Raw genomic sequence first — 16,319 nt, forward strand, 5'->3', positions numbered from 1 at the left:
CCGGATCAGGCGAGGCTCGCGATCGCCTGGTTGAACGTGGCCGAGGGGCGCATGACGGCGGTGGCCTTGGCCGGGTCGGGCTGGTAGTAGCCGCCGATGTCGGCCGGCTTGCCCTGGACGGCGATCAGCTCGTCGACGATGGTCGACTCCTGCTCGGTCAGCGTCTTGGCGAGCGGGGCGAAGGCCTCGGCGAGCGCGGCGTCGTCGCTCTGGCCCGCCAGCTCCTGGGCCCAGTAGAGGGCCAGGTAGAAGTGGCTGCCGCGGTTGTCGATGCCCCCGAGGCGGCGGCTCGGCGACTTGTCCTCGTTGAGGAAGGTGGCGGTGGCCCGGTCCAGGGTGTCCGCGAGGATCTGGGCGCGGGCGTTGTCCGTGGTCGTGGCCAGGTGCTCGAAGCTGGCCGCGAGCGCGAAGAACTCGCCCAGGCTGTCCCAGCGGAGGTAGTCCTCCTTGACGAGCTGCTGGACGTGCTTGGGCGCGGAGCCGCCGGCGCCCGTCTCGAAGAGGCCGCCGCCGTTCATCAGCGGGACGACGGACAGCATCTTGGCGCTGGTGCCCAGCTCCAGGATCGGGAACAGGTCGGTGAGGTAGTCGCGCAGCACGTTGCCGGTCACCGAGATGGTGTCCTCGCCGCGGCGGATGCGCTCCAGGGAGAAGGCGGTGGCCTTCTCCGGCGACATGATCTCGATCTGCAGACCGTCGGTGTCGTGGTCGGCGAGGTACGTCTTCACCTTGGCGATGAGCTGCGCGTCGTGGGCGCGGTCCTCGTCGAGCCAGAACACGGCCGGGGCGCCGGTGGCGCGGGCGCGGGTCACGGCGAGCTTGACCCAGTCCTGGATCGGGAGGTCCTTGGCCTGGCACATGCGGAAGATGTCGCCGGCGCCGACGGCCTGCTCCAGCACGGCGTTGCCCTCGGCGTCGACGACGCGGACGGTGCCGGTGGCCGGGATCTCGAAGGTCTTGTCGTGGCTGCCGTACTCCTCGGCCTTCTGCGCCATCAGGCCGACGTTGGGCACGGAGCCCATCGTGGACGGGTCGAAGGCGCCGTGGGCGCGGCAGTCGTCGATGACGACCTGGTAGACACCGGCGTAGCTGCTGTCCGGGAGGACGGCGATGGTGTCGGCCTCCTGGCCGTCCGGGCCCCACATGTGGCCGGAGGTGCGGATCATGGCCGGCATGGAGGCGTCGACGATGACGTCGCTGGGGACGTGCAGGTTGGTGATGCCCTTGTCGGAGTCGACCATGGCGAGGGCGGGGCCCTCGGCCAGCTCGGCCTCGAAGGCGGCCTTGATCTCGGCGCCGATGTGCGGCACGGAGTCGAGGCCCGAGAGGATCGCGCCGAGGCCGTCGTTCGGGCTGAGGCCCGCGGCGGCGAGGACGTCGCCGTACTTGGCGAAGGTGTTCGGGAAGAAGGCGCGGACCACGTGGCCGAAGATGATCGGGTCGGAGACCTTCATCATCGTGGCCTTGAGGTGCACGGAGAAGAGCACGCCCTCGGCCTTGGCGCGGGCGATCTGCGCGGTGATGAACTCGCGCAGCGCGGCGACGCGCATGACGGCGGCGTCCACGACCTCGCCGGCCAGGACCGGGACGGACTCGCGGAGCACGGTGGTGGTGCCGTCGTCGGCGACCAGCTCGATGCGCAGCGCGCCGGCCTCGGCGATCACGGCGGACTTCTCCGTGGAGCGGAAGTCGTCGACGCCCATGGTGGCGACGTTCGTCTTCGAGTCGGCGGACCAGGCACCCATGCGGTGCGGGTGGGTCTTCGCGTAGTTCTTCACCGAGGCGGGGGCGCGGCGGTCGGAGTTGCCCTCGCGCAGAACGGGGTTGACCGCGCTGCCCTTGACCTTGTCGTAGCGGGCCCGGACGTCCTTGTCCTCGTCGGTCCGCGGGTCGTCCGGGTAGTCCGGGAGGGCGTAGCCCTGCGCCTGGAGCTCGGCGATCGCGGCCTTGAGCTGCGGGATCGACGCCGAGATGTTCGGCAGCTTGATGATGTTCGCGCCGGGCGTGGTGGCCAGGGCGCCCAGCTCGGCGAGCGCGTCGTCGATGCGCTGGCTCTCCTGGAGGCGCTCCGGGAAGCTGGCGATGATCCGGCCCGCCAGGGAGATGTCACGGCTCTCCACGGTGACACCGGCCTTCGAGGCGTAGGCCTCGATCACGGGCAGGAACGAATACGTCGCCAGGGCCGGGGCCTCGTCGGTGTGTGTATAGATGATGGTCGAGTCAGTCACCCTGTGCTCCGCTCCACGTCTGCAACATTGCTTGACATCAAGATATCTCGTGATCGCCACTGTCTCGACAGGGCCCCGCCCCGTCCAGTCCGGAACCGGCCGTACCGCCCCCGTGTCCGGGATTTGCGCATGCCGCGCGGGGCTGGCAGCGTGCGACCGCATGAATACGGAGAGCGGGCCCGACGAGGCCCTTGAGCAGGCGGTACGGCTGCGCGAGAGGCGGACGTCGCAGGCGTGCGAGGAACTGGTGGCCCTGGCGGCCCGCCACCCCGGTCATGCCGGGATCGCGTATCAGACCGCCTGGGCCCATGACGCGCTGGGCCTGGAGGCCGGGGCCGTGCCGTACTACGAGCGGGCGGTGGACGGGACGGGGCTCGCCCCCGAGGACCGCCACGGCGCGTTCCTGGGGCTCGGCAGCACCTTGCGGGTGCTGGGCAGGTACGCCGGGGCGCGCGCCGTGCTGGAGCGCGGGCTGGCGGAGTTCCCGGACGACGCCGCGCTGCGGACCTTCCTGGCCATGGTGCTGTACAACCTCGGCGAGGCCCGGGAGTCGGTGGGGCTGCTGCTGAAGGTGGTGGCCGCCACCGGCGCGGACCCCGGGCTGCGGGCGTACGCGCCGGCCGTCGTGCACTACGCGGACCGCCTGGACGAGGTGGAGTGACCCCGCTCACGGCCGGTGCGAGCGGGGGACCTCCTCGCCCGCCGGGACCGGGCCCGGCGGGGTGCCGTCGCCGAAGGGGCGGCCGCCGAGCCGTTCGCGGTGGTGCGGGGTGAGCCAGCCCGCGAGGTCGGGCCCGGCGGGCACGATGCCGGTGGGGTTGATGCCCGTGTGGACCCGGTAGTAGTGCTGCTTGATGTGGTGGAAGTCGACCGTGTCGCCGAATCCGGGGGTCTGGTAGAGGTCCCGGGTGTAGGCCCACAGGACGGGGTCCTCGCTCAGTTTCGCGCGGTTGCACTTGAAGTGGCCGTGGTACACGGCGTCGAAGCGGACCAGGGTGGTGAAGAGCCGGATGTCCGCCTCGGTGATCGTGTCCCCGACGAGGTAGCGCTGTCCGGCGAGCCGCTCGGACACCTGGTCCAGGCGGCGGAACAGTGCCTCGTAGGCGCTGTCGTAGGTGTTCTGGCCGTCCGCGAACCCGGCCCGGTAGACGCCGTTGTTGACGTCCCGGTAGATGCCCTCCATGACCTCGTCGATCTCCTCGCGCAGCGGCTCGGGGTAGAGGTCGGGCGCGCCGGGCCGGTGCAGCGCGGTCCATTCGGTGGCGAGGTCCAGGGTGATCCGCTGGAAGTCGTTGGTGACGAGCCGGCCGCTGGGGACGTCGACGATCGCGGGGACGCTGACGCCTCCGGGGTAGTCGCGCTCCCGGGCGTCGTACGCCTCGCTCAGGTACCGGATGCCGAGCACCGGGTCGCGTCCGCCCGGGTCCAGGGTGAAGCGCCAGCTGCGGTCGTCCTGGAGCGGGTCGGCGACGGCGAGCGAGAGGGCGTCCTCCAGGCCGAGCAGCCGGCGGGAGACCAGGGCGCGGCCGGCCCAGGGGCAGGCGCGGCTGACGACGAGACGGTAGCGCCCGGCCTCGACGGGCCAGCCGTCGCGGCCGTCGGCGGTGATGCGGTCGGCGAAGTGGCTCCGGGAGCGTTTGAAGGGCTTGTGCCCGTAGGAGCTGTTGCCGTCCTGGGCGGTGGGGCCGGGTGCGTTCATCTCGATTCCCTGCGGTCGGTGGCGGCGGACGGGGAGTGCGCCGTACGGTTCCTGCCCCGCTTGTCGCCGCCCACGTCGGCGAGGGCCACCAGAAGTGCGGCGACCACGAAGGCGACGGAGACCACGAGCCCGTGGTCGTAGGCGGTGGACCAGGCGGCGGAGCCCACCTGGGCGAAGAAGACCGAGCCGACGGCGGCGATGCCGATCGCGGAGCCGACACGCTGACCGGTCTGGAGGGTGCCGCCGGCGCTGCCCGCGCCCGCCACCGGCACCTGGGACAGGGTGAGGGTCTGGTTGGGGGCGATGACCAGGCCGCTGCCCAGTCCGGCGAAGAGCAGCGGGGCGGCCATGGCCCAGCCGACGCCCCGGCCCGTATCGAGGTGGACGGCGAGGGCCGTGGCGGCGAGGCCGACCGCGACGGCGGCCAGCCCGACGACGACCAGCGGGCGCCCGTACCGTCCGACGAGCCGCCCGCCCGGACTGGCGGCGACGGCGGAGCCGAGCGCGAACGGGGTGATGGACAGCCCGGCCTGGAGGGCGGTGTAGTGCAGTCCGCTCTGGAGGTAGAGCGTCGTGATGAAGAAGATCGAGGTGAAGCCGGCGAAGTACAGCAGGATCAGCAGACAGCCCAGCCAGTAGGAGCGGACGCGGAAGAGCGCGAGGCTGACCACGGGTGTGGTGCCGCGCCGCCCGCACCGGGACTCCCAGCCGACGAAGACGGCCAGCAGGGCCGCGGCGAGCAGCAGCAGGAGCCATTTGGCGTTGCCGGACCACTGGTGGGCCTGGACGAACGGGAGCAGCAGCGCAAGGACCCCGGCGCCCAGCAGCAGCACGCCGACCGGGTCGAGGTCGCGCAGCCGTACGGAGCCGGCCGAGGGGGTGTCCGGGAGCAGCCGCCGGGCGAGCAGCAGGCAGACGACGCCCAGCGGCAGATTGACGTAGAAGACCCAGCGCCAGCCCTCCTCGGCCCCGGCCGCCTGGATGAGGAGGCCGCCGAGCAGGGGGCCGACGGCGGTGGAGATGCCGACCACGGTGCCGAACATGCCGAAGGCGCGGCCCCGTTCCGGGCCCGCGAACATCTGCTGGATGAGCGCGGAGATCTGGGGCGAGACGAGGCCGCCGGCGAGTCCCTGGACGAGCCGGGCGACGACCAGCCAGGTGCTGGACTGGGCGGCTCCGCAGGCGGCGGACGACAGGGTGAAGAGCGCCAGTCCGGTCATGAAGACCTGGCGGCGGCCCCGGGCGTCGCCGAGCCGGCCGGCGGGGATGAGGAAGAGCCCGAAGGCAAGGGCGTAGCCGGAGAGCACCCATTGCAGATCCGACTCCGGGGTGTGCAGCCCCTCGCGGATGGAGGGCAGTGCGACATTGACGATGGAGACGTCCAGCAGGGTCATGAAGCCGGCGACCAGACAGACCGCGAGGGCCCGCCAGCGCCGTGGATCGGCGCCGTCGTCCTTCGCGGCAGCGCTCGCGCCCGGCCCCGCGGGGCCCCCGTGTGCCGCACTCTCCGCCATGGCTCGCACCCTAGGCGGCGGGACGCGGATCCTCATCCCGGCAGGGCCACCCGGCCCAGCACCGATCACCTTTCACGCATATGCAAGGCTTTTTCATGCATAGACTTGCATATGCAAGCGTGAATGGCTTATTTTCTATGATATGCAGTCCTACACCATCGGGCAGGCCGCCCGTCTGCTCGGCGTCAGTCCCGATACCGCGCGCCGCTGGGCCGACGCGGGCCGGGTCGCCACCCATCGCGACGAGGGCGGCCGGCGGCTGATCGACGGCCGCGCGCTGGCCGCCTTCTCGGTCGAGGTCGCCCAGGGCGCCACGGGCGAGGAGGAGGCCTCGTACACCTCCGCGCGCAACGCCTTCCCGGGCATCGTCACCGCCGTCAAACTCGGCGACGTGGCGGCGCAGGTGGAGATCCAGGCCGGTCCCCACCGGCTGGTGTCCCTGCTGACCAGGGAGGCCGTCGAGGAACTGGGGCTGGAGGTCGGCATGCAGGCGACCGCCCGGGTGAAGTCCACCAGCGTGCACATCGACCGCGCCTGAGCGGTCCTCCGGGCGCGGGCACGGGCCTCAGGCCGCGCCCTTCTTCGCCGCGTCGAGGATCTTGATCACGGTGTGGAAGAAGCGGGTGGTCGCGTCATGGCCGAGCACCCGCTCCTGGAAGCCCTTGGCGGCCGGTGCCCGTCCGTTGATCAGGTACCAGACGACGAAGGCGTCGTAGTCGGTGTGCCCGATGATCTCCATGTCCTCCTTCGCCGACCGCATCGGCAGCGACAGGTCCGGATCGATCCGCTCGGTCGTGAACACCACGCAGCAGCGCAGGTCGTCGGTGACGGTGACGTCCTTGAACGGGTCCAGCGCGATCAGCGCCTCCAGCTCGGGGACCGTGCGCAGACAGACGGCCACCTCGTAGCCCAGCTCGCGCTCCAGACCCTCCGCGATCCGCGCGGCGAGCGCGGCCCGGTCGCTCTCGTCGGACTCGAAGAAGACGTTGCCGCTCTGGATGTACGTGCGGACGCCGGCGAAGCCCATGTCCCGGAAGAGTCCGCGCAGCCGGTCCATCTTCACCGAGCGGCCCGGCACGTTCACCCCGCGCAGAAATGCGATGTACAGCAAAGCGTTCACCTGTCCGTCGGTGGAGGAGTCACGGCCGCGCCCGCCAGCGTAGCCCGACGCACATCGTGCCGCGCCGCGCAACCGCCTCCCGCGAATGCCCGGCCGTGCCCCGGAACTTCGCACCGGTGCGGGTCCGGTTCTTCGCAACGTGCCCTCCGGCGTCCTACGGTGGTGGGCGGCCCGCGCCCCACCGGACCCCGCACACCGCGTACGTCTCGACAACTCGCCTGGGAGAAACCGTTGCGCATGCTGATCAACGTCCCCGAAACCGTGGTCGCCGACGGATTGCGGGGGATGGCCGCCGCCCATCCGGAGCTGGTCGTGGACGTCGAGAACCGGGTCGTCGTGCGCCGCGACGCGCCCGTCGCGGGCCAGGTCGCCCTGGTCTCCGGCGGCGGTTCGGGGCACGAACCGCTGCACGCGGGGTTCGTGGGCCCCGGCATGCTGTCGGCGGCCTGCCCCGGTGAGGTGTTCACCTCGCCCGTCCCGGACCAGATGGTGCGGGCGGCCGCCGCCGTCGACAGCGGGGCCGGGGTGCTGTTCGTCGTGAAGAACTACACCGGCGACGTCCTCAACTTCGAGATGGCCGCCGAACTCGCCGAGGAGGAGGGGCTGCGGGTCGCCCAGGTCCTCGTGGACGACGACGTGGCGGTCACCGACAGCCTGTACACGGCGGGCCGGCGCGGCACGGGCGCGACGCTGTTCGTCGAGAAGATCGCCGGGGCGGCGGCGCAGGAGGGCGCGCCGCTGGACCGGGTGGCCGAACTGGCCCGCCGGGTCAACACCTCGTCTCGGAGCTTCGGGGTGGCTCTGACCTCGGTGACCACGCCCGCCAAGGGCTCCCCCACCTTCGACCTGCCGCCGGGCGAACTCGAACTGGGCATCGGCATCCACGGCGAGCCGGGCCGGGAGCGGCGTCCGATGATGACCTCGCGGGAGATCGCCGACTTCGCGGTCGACGCGGTGCTGGCGGACCTGAAGCCGAACGCACCCGTGATGGTCCTGGTCAACGGCATGGGCGCGACCCCGCTGCTGGAGCTGTACGGATTCAACGCCGAGGTGCAGCGGGTGCTCTCCGAGCGCCGGGTCGTGGTGGCCAGGACGCTGGTGGGCAACTATGTGACCTCGCTGGACATGGCGGGCTGTTCGGTGACGCTCTGCCAGGTGGACGAGGAGCTGGTCCGGCTCTGGGACGCCCCGGTGGAGACCCCCGCGCTGCGCTGGGGCCGGTGACCTTCCGCCTCCGCCCGCCCGCCGTTCCCTTCCGCCCCACTCTGGAGACGCCTGTGCTCGACGCCGCTTTCTTCCGCCGCTGGATGACCACGACGGCCGCCTCGGTCGACCGCGAGGCCGCGCGTCTGACCGAACTCGACTCCGCGATCGGCGACGCCGACCACGGCAGCAATCTGCAGCGGGGATTCACCGCGGTCGCCGCCGCCCTGGAGAAGGAGCCGCCCACCACTCCGGGGGCCGTACTGGCTCTGGCGGGACGGCAGTTGATCTCGACCGTCGGAGGCGCCTCCGGACCGCTGTACGGGACGCTGTTGCGGCGTACGGGCAAGGCCCTGGGCGACGCCCCGGAGGTCTCCGGCGAGGACCTGGCGCGGGCGCTCGGCGAGGGCGTGGCGGCGGTGGGCCGGCTGGGCGGGGCGCGGGCCGGTGACAAGACGATGCTGGACGCGCTGATCCCGGCGGCCGAGGCGCTGGGGACCTCCTTCGCGGCGGGACGGGAGGCGGCCGAGGCGGGGGCGCTGGCGACCGTACCGATGCGGGCCCGCAAGGGCCGGGCGAGCTACCTGGGCGAGCGGAGCGTCGGGCACCAGGATCCGGGGGCCACGTCCGCCGCGCTGCTGATCGACGCGCTGGCCCGGACCGCGCGGGAGGCGGCATGAGCGCGGGCGGGCAGGTAGGCATCGTGCTGGTCTCGCACAGCGCTCCGGTGGCCGAGGCGGTCGCGGAACTGGCCAGGGGGCTGGCTGCCGGGGGCGCGACGGCCCCGGTGGCCGCCGCCGGAGGCACCCCGGCGGGCGGTCTGGGCACCAGCGCCGAACGGATCGCCGAGGCGGCCCGCGCGGTGGACGGGGGCGCCGGCGTCGCGGTCCTGGTCGATCTGGGCAGCGCCGTGCTGACGGTGAAGGCGATGCTGGCCGACGGGGACGAACTCCCGGACGGGACCCGGCTGGTGGACGCGCCGTTCCTGGAGGGCGCGGTGGCGGCGCTCGTCACCGCGTCGGCCGGCGGGGACCTGGCGGCGGTGGCCGCCGCGGCCTCGGAGGCGTACGACTACCGCAAGGCCTGAACGGCCGGGGCGTCCCGCGCCCGTGCGGCCGGCGGTGGGGCGGGCAGGACGTGCGCCCCGCGCCCCGCGCGCGGAGACTTGAGGGCATGAACGCGCCCTCCTCGTCCCCGTCCACGCGGCGCAGCGCCGGGCTGCTGCTGTTCCGTACGGGCGCGCACGGGTTCGACGTGCTGATCGGGCACATGGGCGGGCCGTTCTGGGCGCGCCGGGACGCGGCCGCCTGGTCGGTCCCCAAGGGCGAGTACGGACCGGAGGAGGGGCCCCGGGCGGCGGCCCGGCGGGAGTTCGAGGAGGAGTTCGGCCGCCCGGTCCCGGACGGCGAGTGGCTGGAGCTGGGCGAGTCGCGGCAGGCCGGCGGCAAGACCGTGACGGTGTGGGCGGTGGCCGCCGACCTCGATCCGGCGACGGCCGTCCCGGGGACCTTCACCCTGGAGTGGCCCCGGGGGTCCGGGAAGCTGCGGGAGTTCCCGGAGATCGACCGGTTCGCCTGGTGCTCACCCGAGGTCGCGGCCGGCCGTCTCGTCGCGGGGCAGCGGGTCTTCCTGGACCGGCTGGCCGAGGTGCTCGCGGACCGGCCGGGTCCGGCTTCCTGAGGAGGTCGCCTCGCGCACCGGCCCGGCGGGGCGGCCGTCGCGCAGTTCCAGGCGGTCGCCGCCGAAGCGCTCGCGGAAGCGGCGGTCGTGCGAGACGACCACGACGGCTCCCTCGTACGCCGCCAGGGCCTCCTCCGTCTCCTCCACCAGGGAGAGCGCGAGGTGGTTGGTCGGCTCGTCCAGGACCAGCAGATCGGCGGGGCGGGTGACCAGCCGGGCGAGTGCGAGCCGCCGCTGCTGCCCGACGGAGAGCGAGGCGACCGGGACGGAGAGGTCGGCGGGGCGGAACAGGCCGAGTCCGAGGAGCAGTTCGGTGTACTCCTCGGCGTGTCCGGGGCGCCCGGCCGCGAACGTGGCGAGCAGGGTGCGGCGGGTGACGCGGGCCGGGAGTTCCTGCGGGAGGTAGCCGATCCGGGCCCGGCGGCGCACCGTGCCCGCGTCGGGGGCGAGATCTCCGGCGAGCACCCTCAGCAGGGTCGTCTTCCCGGCGCCGTTGGGACCGGTGACGAGCAGCCGCTGCCCGGCCTCCACCCGGAGTCCGGGCAGCTCCAGGCGGTCCCCCACGGCTACGGAGGAGAGCTCCACGAGCGGTCCGGAGGCGGGTGCGCCCCCGGTGGCGAGCGCGAGACCGGCGGTGAAGCGCAGGGGCACCGGCGGTGCGGGGACGGGGCGGGCGCGCAGTTCCTCCAGCCGGGACCTGGCCGCGGCCACGCGGCCGGAGAGCTTGGCCTCGTGCGAGCGGCGGTGCTTGCCGTAGCCCTCGTGCGGGTCCTTGCCGGTGGCGCGCAGCCGACGGCCGGCGGCGTCCACCAGTTCCTCGGTGCGCGCGACCTCGTCCAGCCACTCCTGGTGGTCCTGTGCCCAGCGGCGGCGTGCGGCGGCCCTGGCCGTGCGGTAGCCCTCCCAGCCGTCCCCGTAGCGGACCACGCCGTGCCGGTCGCGGTCGACCTCGACGATGACGGTGGTGGTCCGTTCCAGGAACGCTCGGTCGTGGGTGACCAGGACGACGGTGCCCCGGTGGGCGCGCAGCCGGTCCTCCAGCCAGGTGACGGCGTCCGCGTCGAGGTGGTTGGTCGGTTCGTCGAGCAGGAGCAGTTCGGGATCGGCCGCCAGCACACAGGCGAGGGCGAGCCGGGACCGTTCCCCGCCCGAGAGCCCGGCGAGGGCGCGGTCGCGGGTGAGGTGGGCGAGTCCGAGGCCGTGCAGGGTCCGGTCGACCCGGGCGTCGGCGAGGTAGCCGCCGCGTTCCTCGTACTCCGTCAGCAGCTCGCCGTAGGCGGCGAGTTCCGCGTCGGTCGCGCCACCGGGCGCGGCGAGGGCGCTCTCGGCGACGGCGATCCGGCGTTCGAGGGCGCGGAGCACGGCGAGGGCGGTGTCGACGGCGTCCTGGACGGTGTGCCCGGGGTCGTGCGCGAGGGTCTGGGAGAGGTGGCCGACGCCGCCGGGGAAGCGGACGGAGATCTCGCCGCCGTCTGGGATCTCGGCCCCGGCGATCAGCCGCAGGAGGGTGGATTTTCCCGAGCCGTTCTCGCCGATGACGCCGACGTGGTCACCGGGACGGACGGTGAGGGAGACCCGGTCGAGGACGGTGCGGTCGCCGTAGGCCTTGGAGACGTCCTGGAGGGCGAGCTGGGAGCGGTCGTGCGGGAGCGGCATGGGTACGGGTTTCCTCGGGGGTGCGTGCCGGACCGGCCCGGTACGGGGCGCGGCGCGACGGGGATTCCGGACGCGGGGCGGGGCGGCGCGGCGGCCCCGGCGGAATCAGCGGAAGAAGGAGGACGAACCCATGCGGTCAGTGTAGCCGCGGCCCTTCGCGCGGTCCGGTCCTTTTCCGGCGGGCTGCGGGGGCGGGTCTGCCGGGGTGTCACCGGTTCGGCCCGCATCCGGCTCCGCCGCCGCGCGTTGTACCGGCGGGGGCGGACGGCCTCTCCGCCCTCCGTCCGCCGGGTCGCGGAACCCTCCCCACCGCTTGAGCGTCTACAGTGACGTAGACCGACTACACCCATGTAGTCGGTCCGGGCGTTCCCCTGGGCCGCCCGTCACCCCGGTGGGAGGCCCTTCACCGTGTCCGTTCCGCTCTCGGCCCCGCTGCCGCTCGCGGTGAACCCGCTGGACGCCGGTTCGCTGCTGTCGGCCTTCGGCGCGCTGGGGATCGCCGTCGTGCTCTTCGCGGAGACGGGGCTGCTCGTCGGCTTCTTCCTCCCCGGCGACTCCCTGCTCTTCACCGCCGGACTGCTCTGCGTCTCCGGCACCCACGGCCCCGCGCTGTCCCTGCCGCAGGTGCTGGCGGCCGCGGTGGCCGGCGCGCTGGTGGGTGCCCAGACCGGCTACTGGATCGGCCGGCGCGGCGGACGGGCGCTGCTCGCCCGCAGAAGCTCCGGACGGCTCCACGAGGGTGCGGTCCGCGCCGAGGAACTGCTCGCGCGCTACGGGCACGGCCGCGCGATCGTCCTGGCCCGCTTCGTCCCCGTGGTGCGCACGGTGCTCAATCCGCTGGCCGGCGCGCTCAACGTACCGGCGCGGGTGTTCGCGCTGTGGCAGACCGTCGGCGGGGTCGTCTGGACCGTCGGGCTGGTGCTCGCCGGATACGCGCTCGGCTCCTCGGTCCCCGACGTGGACCGGTACCTCCTGCCGATCGTCGCCCTGGTCGTCGCGGTCTCACTGATCCCGCTCGCCGCCGAACTGCTGCGCGCCCGCGCCCGCCGGACCCCCGAAGGAGACAGCCAGTGACGGCTCTCGCGTTCACCGCCCCCTCGATCGACGGCGGGCTCTACACCCGGGTCACCGAACTGGCCCGGCACTCCCCCGGACCGCTGGACTCCGCCGTGCGGCTCTGGACCGACTACGGCCTCGTCGTGTTCGCGGTGCTGATGCTGGTCTCCTGGTGGCGCTCGCGCTCCGGGGATCCGGCCAGGACCGCGGCGGCCCTGTGCGCACCGCTGGTCGTGGTGGCCGCGTTCCTCGTCAACGACGTGGTGAAGTCCCTCGTCCAGGAGCAGCGGCCGTGCCGGACGCTGTCCGTCGTGACGGTGGAGGCCTGCCCGCCGCTCGGCGACTGGTCCTTCCCCAGCAACCACACGACGGTCGCGGCGGCCGCGGCGACGGCGATCTGGCTGGTGGACCGCCGGCTCGGCGCCCTGGCCTGGACCGCCGCCCTGCTGATGGGCGCCTCGCGCGTCTGGGTCGGGGCGCACTATCCGCACGATGTGGCGGTCGCCCTGCTGGTGGGCATCCTGACCGCCTGGCCGCTGACGGCGGCGGCCAGGCGCTGCGCCCCGGCCGTGGAGCGGCTGCGCTCCGGCCCGTTGCGCCCTCTGGTCGCCGTGGACCGGTGACCGGGGGCGCGGTCGGGGTCACGCCGTGGCGGGCAGCGGTTCGGGGGCGGTCAGCCGCCCCGTACGGGCCAGGGCCGCCACGGACCCGGCGCAGGCCGCTCCGGTGGCGGTGAGCACGGCCCAGGTGAGCCAGCCGGCGTGGTGGCGTGCGGCGTAGTCCCACAGCGCGCCGGTGCCGAGGTTGCCGAGGGTGATGCCGAGGCCGGAGACGGTGTGGTAGAGCCCGTAGTGGGTGGCGACCAGGCGGTTGCCGGAGAGCGCGACGACGGTGTCCATCTCGAAGGGGTAGACGACGGCGGAGCCCACCGCGAGCAGGACCACGGCCAGCACCAGGGCGACGAGCACCACCGGCGCGGAGTCGCGGGGTCCGGTCATCAGCGGGACGAAGGCGAGGCCCATCGTCGCCAGTCCCCCGACCAGGGCCTCCTCGGGCCGCCACCGGCGCTTGGCCCAGGCCGTCAGCCGCAGTTGACCGGCGACCGCGACGGCGGCCGAGACCACGAACAGCCCGCTGGTGACGGCGGTGGCCCGGGAGCCGAGGGAGTCGGCGGCGGCGAGCGGAAGCGCCAGATAGACCTGGAAGGCCAGGACGTACGAGCCGGTCATCGCGGCCGAGAACAGCAGGAACGGCCGGTTGGCGACAACGGTCCGCCACTGGGCGAGGACGCTCTCCCGCGGGGCCGCGGCGGGTCCGCCCGTGCGGCCCCGCGGCAGATGGCGCCACTGGAACACGGTCAGGACCGCGAACACGGCGGCGGCGACGGTGCACACCAGACGGAAGTCGGCGGTCAGCAGGGCCAGTCCGACGAGCGGGCCGAGGAGCATGCCCGCCTGGTAGTAGACGTTGAAGGTGGCGAAGGCGTCGACCCTGCGGTCACCGGCCTCCGCGGCCAGCAGGGCCCGTACGGCCGGATTGAACAGGGCGCCCGCGAAGCCGGTGGCGGCCGAGGCCGCGATCAGGGCGGGGAGGCTGTCCACCCACCCGAGCAGCGCGAAGCCGAGGGTGCGCAGCAGACAGCCCGCCATGATCGGCATCCGCGGGCCGAGGCGGTCGGCGAGCGTTCCGCCGATGAGGAACAGGCCCTGCTGGGAGAAGTTGCGCACGCCGAGGACGAGGCCGACGGCCCAGGCGGCGAGGCCGAGCCCGCCCGCGAGATGGGCGGCCAGGTAGGGCATCAGCATGTAGAAGGCCAGGTTGACGGCGAACTGGTTGAGCATCATCAGGCGGGCGCCCGGCGGGAACGAACGGGTCTGGGTCCACAGGCGTTTCATCGGCCGGCTCCGGTCGGTTCCTGGGTCCGCGCGGGGGCGGTGGTACGGGCGAGGGGGTCGGTGACCCGTGTGCAGCGGGTCCAGCGGGTGACGGCCCGCTCCCGGCTGTCGGCGATCTCGTCGGGGTCGTCGGCGGGCGGCGGGCCGAGCAGTGCGTGGGCTCGGCCGTAGGCGTCGTCGAAGACGGTGGTGACGTAACGCTGCGGACCGTCCGGGAAGACGGCCGCGATCCGGTTCTCCGGCGGCAGGGTGCGGGCCAGCCAGCGGGCGACCAGGGCGACGGCCCCGACGCTCCAGCCGCCGGTGGCGTAGTGGTGGCGGGCCAGCCTGCGCGCGGCCCAGACCGCCTCGGGGGCGGCGACCCAGTGCACCTCGTCGAAGAGCCCGTAGGCGACGTTGCCGGGGTGGATGCTGGAGCCGAGTCCGCGCATGAGCCGGGGCGCGGCGGGCTGGCCGAAGATCGTCGATCCGGTGGTGTCGACGCCGACGATCCGCAGCCGGGGGAAGTGCGCGCGCAGGACGGAGCCGACGCCTGCGGAGTGGCCGCCGGTGCCGACCGAGACGACGAGGGTGTCGATGCGGCCGAGCTGGGCGACCAGTTCCCGGGCGAGCGGGGCGTACGCGGCGGCGTTGTCCGGGTTGTTGTACTGGTCGGGGCACCAGGCGTCCGGCCGGGCGGCGAGCCGTTCGGCGACCCTGCGCCGCCGGGCCTCCTGCCAGCCGCCCTCGGGATGTGGGGCGGTGACGAGGTCGACCTCGGCGCCGTGGGCGGCCAGCAGGCCCGTCATCAGGGGTTCCATGCCCGGGTCGGAGACGACGGTGACGGGGTGTCCGTAGACCGCTCCGGCCAGCGCCAGGCCGAGGCCGAGGGTGCCGGAGCTGGACTCGACGATGCGGGCGCCCGGGGCGAGCCGGCCGCTCTCCCGGGCCGCGCGGACCATGTGGAGGGCGGTGCGGTCCTTGATGCCGCCGGGGTTGTGGCCTTCGAGCTTGGCCCAGAAGCCGCGGCCCCGGGCGGTGAACGGATCACCGATCCACAGGACCGGGGTGTCGCCGACGAGGCCGGCGGGGGTGTGCAGCGGGTGCTTGGCGTCGGCGAGGAGCCGGGCCGGTGGGACGGGGTGGTTCACGGCGTGCCTTTCCCCCGGCGGGCGGGCGTCGTCGGCCGCCCGCCGGTACGAGGAAGCGGGGAACGGGTCGGTGGACGGCCGGTGCGCGCGGCCCGGCGGTACGGGCGGCGCGGAGCGGCCGGTGGCGGACGGGGGCCCGGACCGGGGCGGCCCCCGGTCCGCTCAGGTCCGCCAGATGCCGAGGGCCGCCCGGCCGCGCCCTGCGGGCGGCTCCGGGCGGCCGGGGACGTCGCGGGGCCGTGCCGGGGCGGCGCGCACCGGAGCGGGAGCGGCGGGACCGGACCATGTCCCTCCGGGTCCGGCCGCGGCCGGACCCGGAACGGGGGGCGCCTGGAGCACCGGCTGGTCGAGCCCCGGACAGTGCGCGTCGGGGGCCGGGGTGTCCGGAACCGTCGGGGCGGCCGGTCCGCAGAGGACCTGGGCCGCCGCGGCCGACGGCAGGGTGTCCGCGCGCAGGGGGGACACGGCGGTCGGCCCGTGCGCACAGCCGAGCACATGCAGCAGGGCGGCCAGGAGCACGCAGACGACCGCTCCGGCCCCCGGCACGGAGCGGATGCCACGTGAGTCCGGCCGTGCCCGCATGACCGCGAAGCGTAATCACGCGGGTGCGTAAAGTTCTTGTCAGCGCCCGTCCCGGAGCACAGTCCGCCGATGGCGCGAAACGGCCCGTGACCTGGGACGTCCATCCGTTCGGGGCCGCCCCGCACGCGTCGCGCGCGGTCCTGATCGGCGGGCGACGATCACCGCATCGGGTGAGCGGGCCCGGTGGGCGTCACGGCAGCCGGATCACCGCGCGGCCGCCGTCCAGGTCGACGGTGGAGCGGTGCGGCGGGGCGCCGTCCTCCTCGTCGTCGCGCAGGAGCAGCGCGCTCTGCCGCTCCTTGAGCTCGCTCTGCTTGCCGGGCGAGAACGTGGCGTGCAGCTGCTCGAAGCCGGTCGCCGAGATCTGCCCCTGCCTGGCGCTGTTGCGCCACGGCAGCAGTCCGGCCCGGCCCGCGCGCAGCAGCAACTGGTCGAGGAATGCGGCCGCCGTCAGCCCGATGACCAGGCCGGGCAGCGTCATCAGCGCGAGGAATCCCATCCGGGCAGTCTCGCCGGGCCCGCGCGGAGGGCGCAAGCACGGGGACATGCCGACGGC

Annotated in this window: 16 protein-coding genes and 1 pseudogene; 8 read left to right on the forward strand and 9 right to left on the reverse strand. The window is 73.9% G+C overall.

Annotated features, from left to right (window positions below; all coding sequences use genetic code 11):
* Window positions 1–5: 5 nt before the first annotated feature.
* Window positions 6–2,228: an NADP-dependent isocitrate dehydrogenase gene (locus ACFVDM_RS06580; protein WP_383634074.1), complete on the reverse strand. Its 2,223-nt coding sequence runs from the start codon at window positions 2,226–2,228 to the stop codon at window positions 6–8.
* 160 nt (window positions 2,229–2,388) lie between these two features.
* Here ACFVDM_RS06580 and ACFVDM_RS06585 point away from each other — a divergent pair, with 160 nt between their 5' ends.
* Window positions 2,389–2,889, forward strand: a complete 501-nt coding sequence (locus tag ACFVDM_RS06585) for a tetratricopeptide repeat protein (RefSeq protein ID WP_383634076.1) — start codon at window positions 2,389–2,391, stop codon at window positions 2,887–2,889.
* A 6-nt stretch (window positions 2,890–2,895) separates the two neighbouring features.
* On the opposite strand, the gene ACFVDM_RS06590 is transcribed toward ACFVDM_RS06585, so the two are convergent.
* Together ACFVDM_RS06590 and ACFVDM_RS06595 are read right to left on the reverse strand one after the other, a co-directional pair.
* Complete coding sequence (locus tag ACFVDM_RS06590) at window positions 2,896–3,927, reverse strand: glutathione S-transferase family protein (protein ID WP_383634078.1); 1,032 nt, start codon at window positions 3,925–3,927, stop codon at window positions 2,896–2,898.
* On the reverse strand, window positions 3,924–5,441 hold the full coding sequence (locus tag ACFVDM_RS06595; protein WP_383634080.1) for an MFS transporter: 1,518 nt from the start codon (window positions 5,439–5,441) through the stop codon (window positions 3,924–3,926). Before ACFVDM_RS06595 ends, ACFVDM_RS06590 begins: the two co-directional genes overlap by 4 nt.
* Window positions 5,442–5,583: 142 nt before the next feature.
* On the opposite strand from ACFVDM_RS06595, the gene ACFVDM_RS06600 reads away from it, so the two are divergent.
* A complete protein-coding gene (locus ACFVDM_RS06600; protein WP_383634082.1) occupies window positions 5,584–5,979 on the forward strand; it encodes a molybdopterin-binding protein in 396 nt (131 codons plus the stop codon).
* Window positions 5,980–6,006: 27 nt separating this feature from the next.
* Here the strand turns inward: ACFVDM_RS06600 and ACFVDM_RS06605 are convergent, their stop codons facing one another.
* Window positions 6,007–6,561, reverse strand: a complete 555-nt coding sequence (locus tag ACFVDM_RS06605; RefSeq protein ID WP_383634084.1) for a DUF1697 domain-containing protein — start codon at window positions 6,559–6,561, stop codon at window positions 6,007–6,009.
* 231 nt (window positions 6,562–6,792) lie between these two features.
* Between ACFVDM_RS06605 and dhaK the strand changes: the two genes are divergently transcribed.
* The 4 genes from dhaK (at window position 6,793) to ACFVDM_RS06625 (ending at window position 9,444) form a co-directional block, all read left to right on the forward strand.
* Window positions 6,793–7,785, forward strand: coding sequence for a dihydroxyacetone kinase subunit DhaK (gene dhaK, locus ACFVDM_RS06610; RefSeq protein WP_383634086.1), 993 nt, complete (start codon window positions 6,793–6,795; stop codon window positions 7,783–7,785).
* 53 nt (window positions 7,786–7,838) lie between these two features.
* Complete coding sequence (dhaL, locus tag ACFVDM_RS06615) at window positions 7,839–8,444, forward strand: dihydroxyacetone kinase subunit DhaL (RefSeq protein ID WP_383634088.1); 606 nt, start codon at window positions 7,839–7,841, stop codon at window positions 8,442–8,444.
* Window positions 8,441–8,851 (forward strand): PTS-dependent dihydroxyacetone kinase phosphotransferase subunit DhaM, encoded by a 411-nt coding sequence (locus tag ACFVDM_RS06620; protein WP_383634090.1) that lies wholly within the window; start codon window positions 8,441–8,443, stop codon window positions 8,849–8,851. Before dhaL ends, ACFVDM_RS06620 begins: the two co-directional genes overlap by 4 nt.
* Window positions 8,852–8,937: 86 nt before the next feature.
* Window positions 8,938–9,444 carry an NUDIX domain-containing protein gene (locus ACFVDM_RS06625; protein ID WP_383634092.1) on the forward strand — a complete coding sequence of 169 codons (507 nt, stop codon included), beginning with the start codon at window positions 8,938–8,940 and terminating at the stop codon, window positions 9,442–9,444.
* A gap of 24 nt (window positions 9,445–9,468) precedes the next feature.
* Here ACFVDM_RS06625 and abc-f read toward each other — a convergent pair.
* A pseudogene (abc-f, locus tag ACFVDM_RS06630) lies at window positions 9,469–11,100 on the reverse strand (ribosomal protection-like ABC-F family protein); the annotation flags it as partial.
* 408 nt (window positions 11,101–11,508) lie between these two features.
* Here abc-f and ACFVDM_RS06635 point away from each other — a divergent pair.
* Together ACFVDM_RS06635 and ACFVDM_RS06640 are read left to right on the forward strand one after the other, a co-directional pair.
* Window positions 11,509–12,174, forward strand: coding sequence for a DedA family protein (locus ACFVDM_RS06635; RefSeq protein WP_383634094.1), 666 nt, complete (start codon window positions 11,509–11,511; stop codon window positions 12,172–12,174).
* Window positions 12,171–12,779 (forward strand): phosphatase PAP2 family protein, encoded by a 609-nt coding sequence (locus ACFVDM_RS06640; RefSeq protein WP_383634096.1) that lies wholly within the window; start codon window positions 12,171–12,173, stop codon window positions 12,777–12,779. The genes ACFVDM_RS06635 and ACFVDM_RS06640 overlap by 4 nt, the downstream gene beginning before the upstream one ends.
* Before the next feature lie 18 nt (window positions 12,780–12,797).
* On the opposite strand, the gene ACFVDM_RS06645 is transcribed toward ACFVDM_RS06640, so the two are convergent.
* The 4 genes from ACFVDM_RS06645 to ACFVDM_RS06660 form a co-directional block, all read right to left on the reverse strand.
* The gene (locus ACFVDM_RS06645; RefSeq protein WP_383634098.1) at window positions 12,798–14,051 is read right to left on the reverse strand and encodes an MFS transporter; all 1,254 of its coding nucleotides are present in this window, start codon (window positions 14,049–14,051) and stop codon (window positions 12,798–12,800) included.
* Window positions 14,048–15,181 (reverse strand): PLP-dependent cysteine synthase family protein, encoded by a 1,134-nt coding sequence (locus ACFVDM_RS06650; RefSeq protein WP_383634100.1) that lies wholly within the window; start codon window positions 15,179–15,181, stop codon window positions 14,048–14,050. The genes ACFVDM_RS06645 and ACFVDM_RS06650 overlap by 4 nt, the downstream gene beginning before the upstream one ends.
* A gap of 162 nt (window positions 15,182–15,343) precedes the next feature.
* Window positions 15,344–15,763 (reverse strand): hypothetical protein, encoded by a 420-nt coding sequence (locus ACFVDM_RS06655; protein ID WP_383634102.1) that lies wholly within the window; start codon window positions 15,761–15,763, stop codon window positions 15,344–15,346.
* Between the two features lie 190 nt (window positions 15,764–15,953).
* A complete protein-coding gene (locus ACFVDM_RS06660) occupies window positions 15,954–16,262 on the reverse strand; it encodes a DUF6191 domain-containing protein (RefSeq protein ID WP_383634104.1) in 309 nt (102 codons plus the stop codon).
* Between the last annotated feature and the right edge of the window lie 57 nt (window positions 16,263–16,319).

Source organism: Streptomyces sp. NPDC057682, from assembly GCF_042799575.1.
GTDB lineage: Bacteria > Actinomycetota > Actinomycetes > Streptomycetales > Streptomycetaceae > Streptomyces.

Excerpts from the sequence above, each read along its gene's own strand:
- ACFVDM_RS06660 (WP_383634104.1), bottom strand. The coding sequence starts at position 16,262 with ATGGGATTCCTCGCGCTGATGACGCTGCCCGGCCTGGTCATCGGGCTG.
- ACFVDM_RS06595 (WP_383634080.1), bottom strand. The coding sequence starts at position 5,441 with ATGGCGGAGAGTGCGGCACACGGGGGCCCCGCGGGGCCGGGCGCGAGC.
- ACFVDM_RS06585 (WP_383634076.1), top strand. The coding sequence starts at position 2,389 with ATGAATACGGAGAGCGGGCCCGACGAGGCCCTTGAGCAGGCGGTACGG.
- ACFVDM_RS06625 (WP_383634092.1), top strand. The coding sequence starts at position 8,938 with ATGAACGCGCCCTCCTCGTCCCCGTCCACGCGGCGCAGCGCCGGGCTG.
- ACFVDM_RS06620 (WP_383634090.1), top strand. The coding sequence starts at position 8,441 with ATGAGCGCGGGCGGGCAGGTAGGCATCGTGCTGGTCTCGCACAGCGCT.
- ACFVDM_RS06590 (WP_383634078.1), bottom strand. The coding sequence starts at position 3,927 with ATGAACGCACCCGGCCCCACCGCCCAGGACGGCAACAGCTCCTACGGG.
- ACFVDM_RS06655 (WP_383634102.1), bottom strand. The coding sequence starts at position 15,763 with ATGCGGGCACGGCCGGACTCACGTGGCATCCGCTCCGTGCCGGGGGCC.
- ACFVDM_RS06600 (WP_383634082.1), top strand. The coding sequence starts at position 5,584 with ATGCAGTCCTACACCATCGGGCAGGCCGCCCGTCTGCTCGGCGTCAGT.
- ACFVDM_RS06645 (WP_383634098.1), bottom strand. The coding sequence starts at position 14,051 with ATGAAACGCCTGTGGACCCAGACCCGTTCGTTCCCGCCGGGCGCCCGC.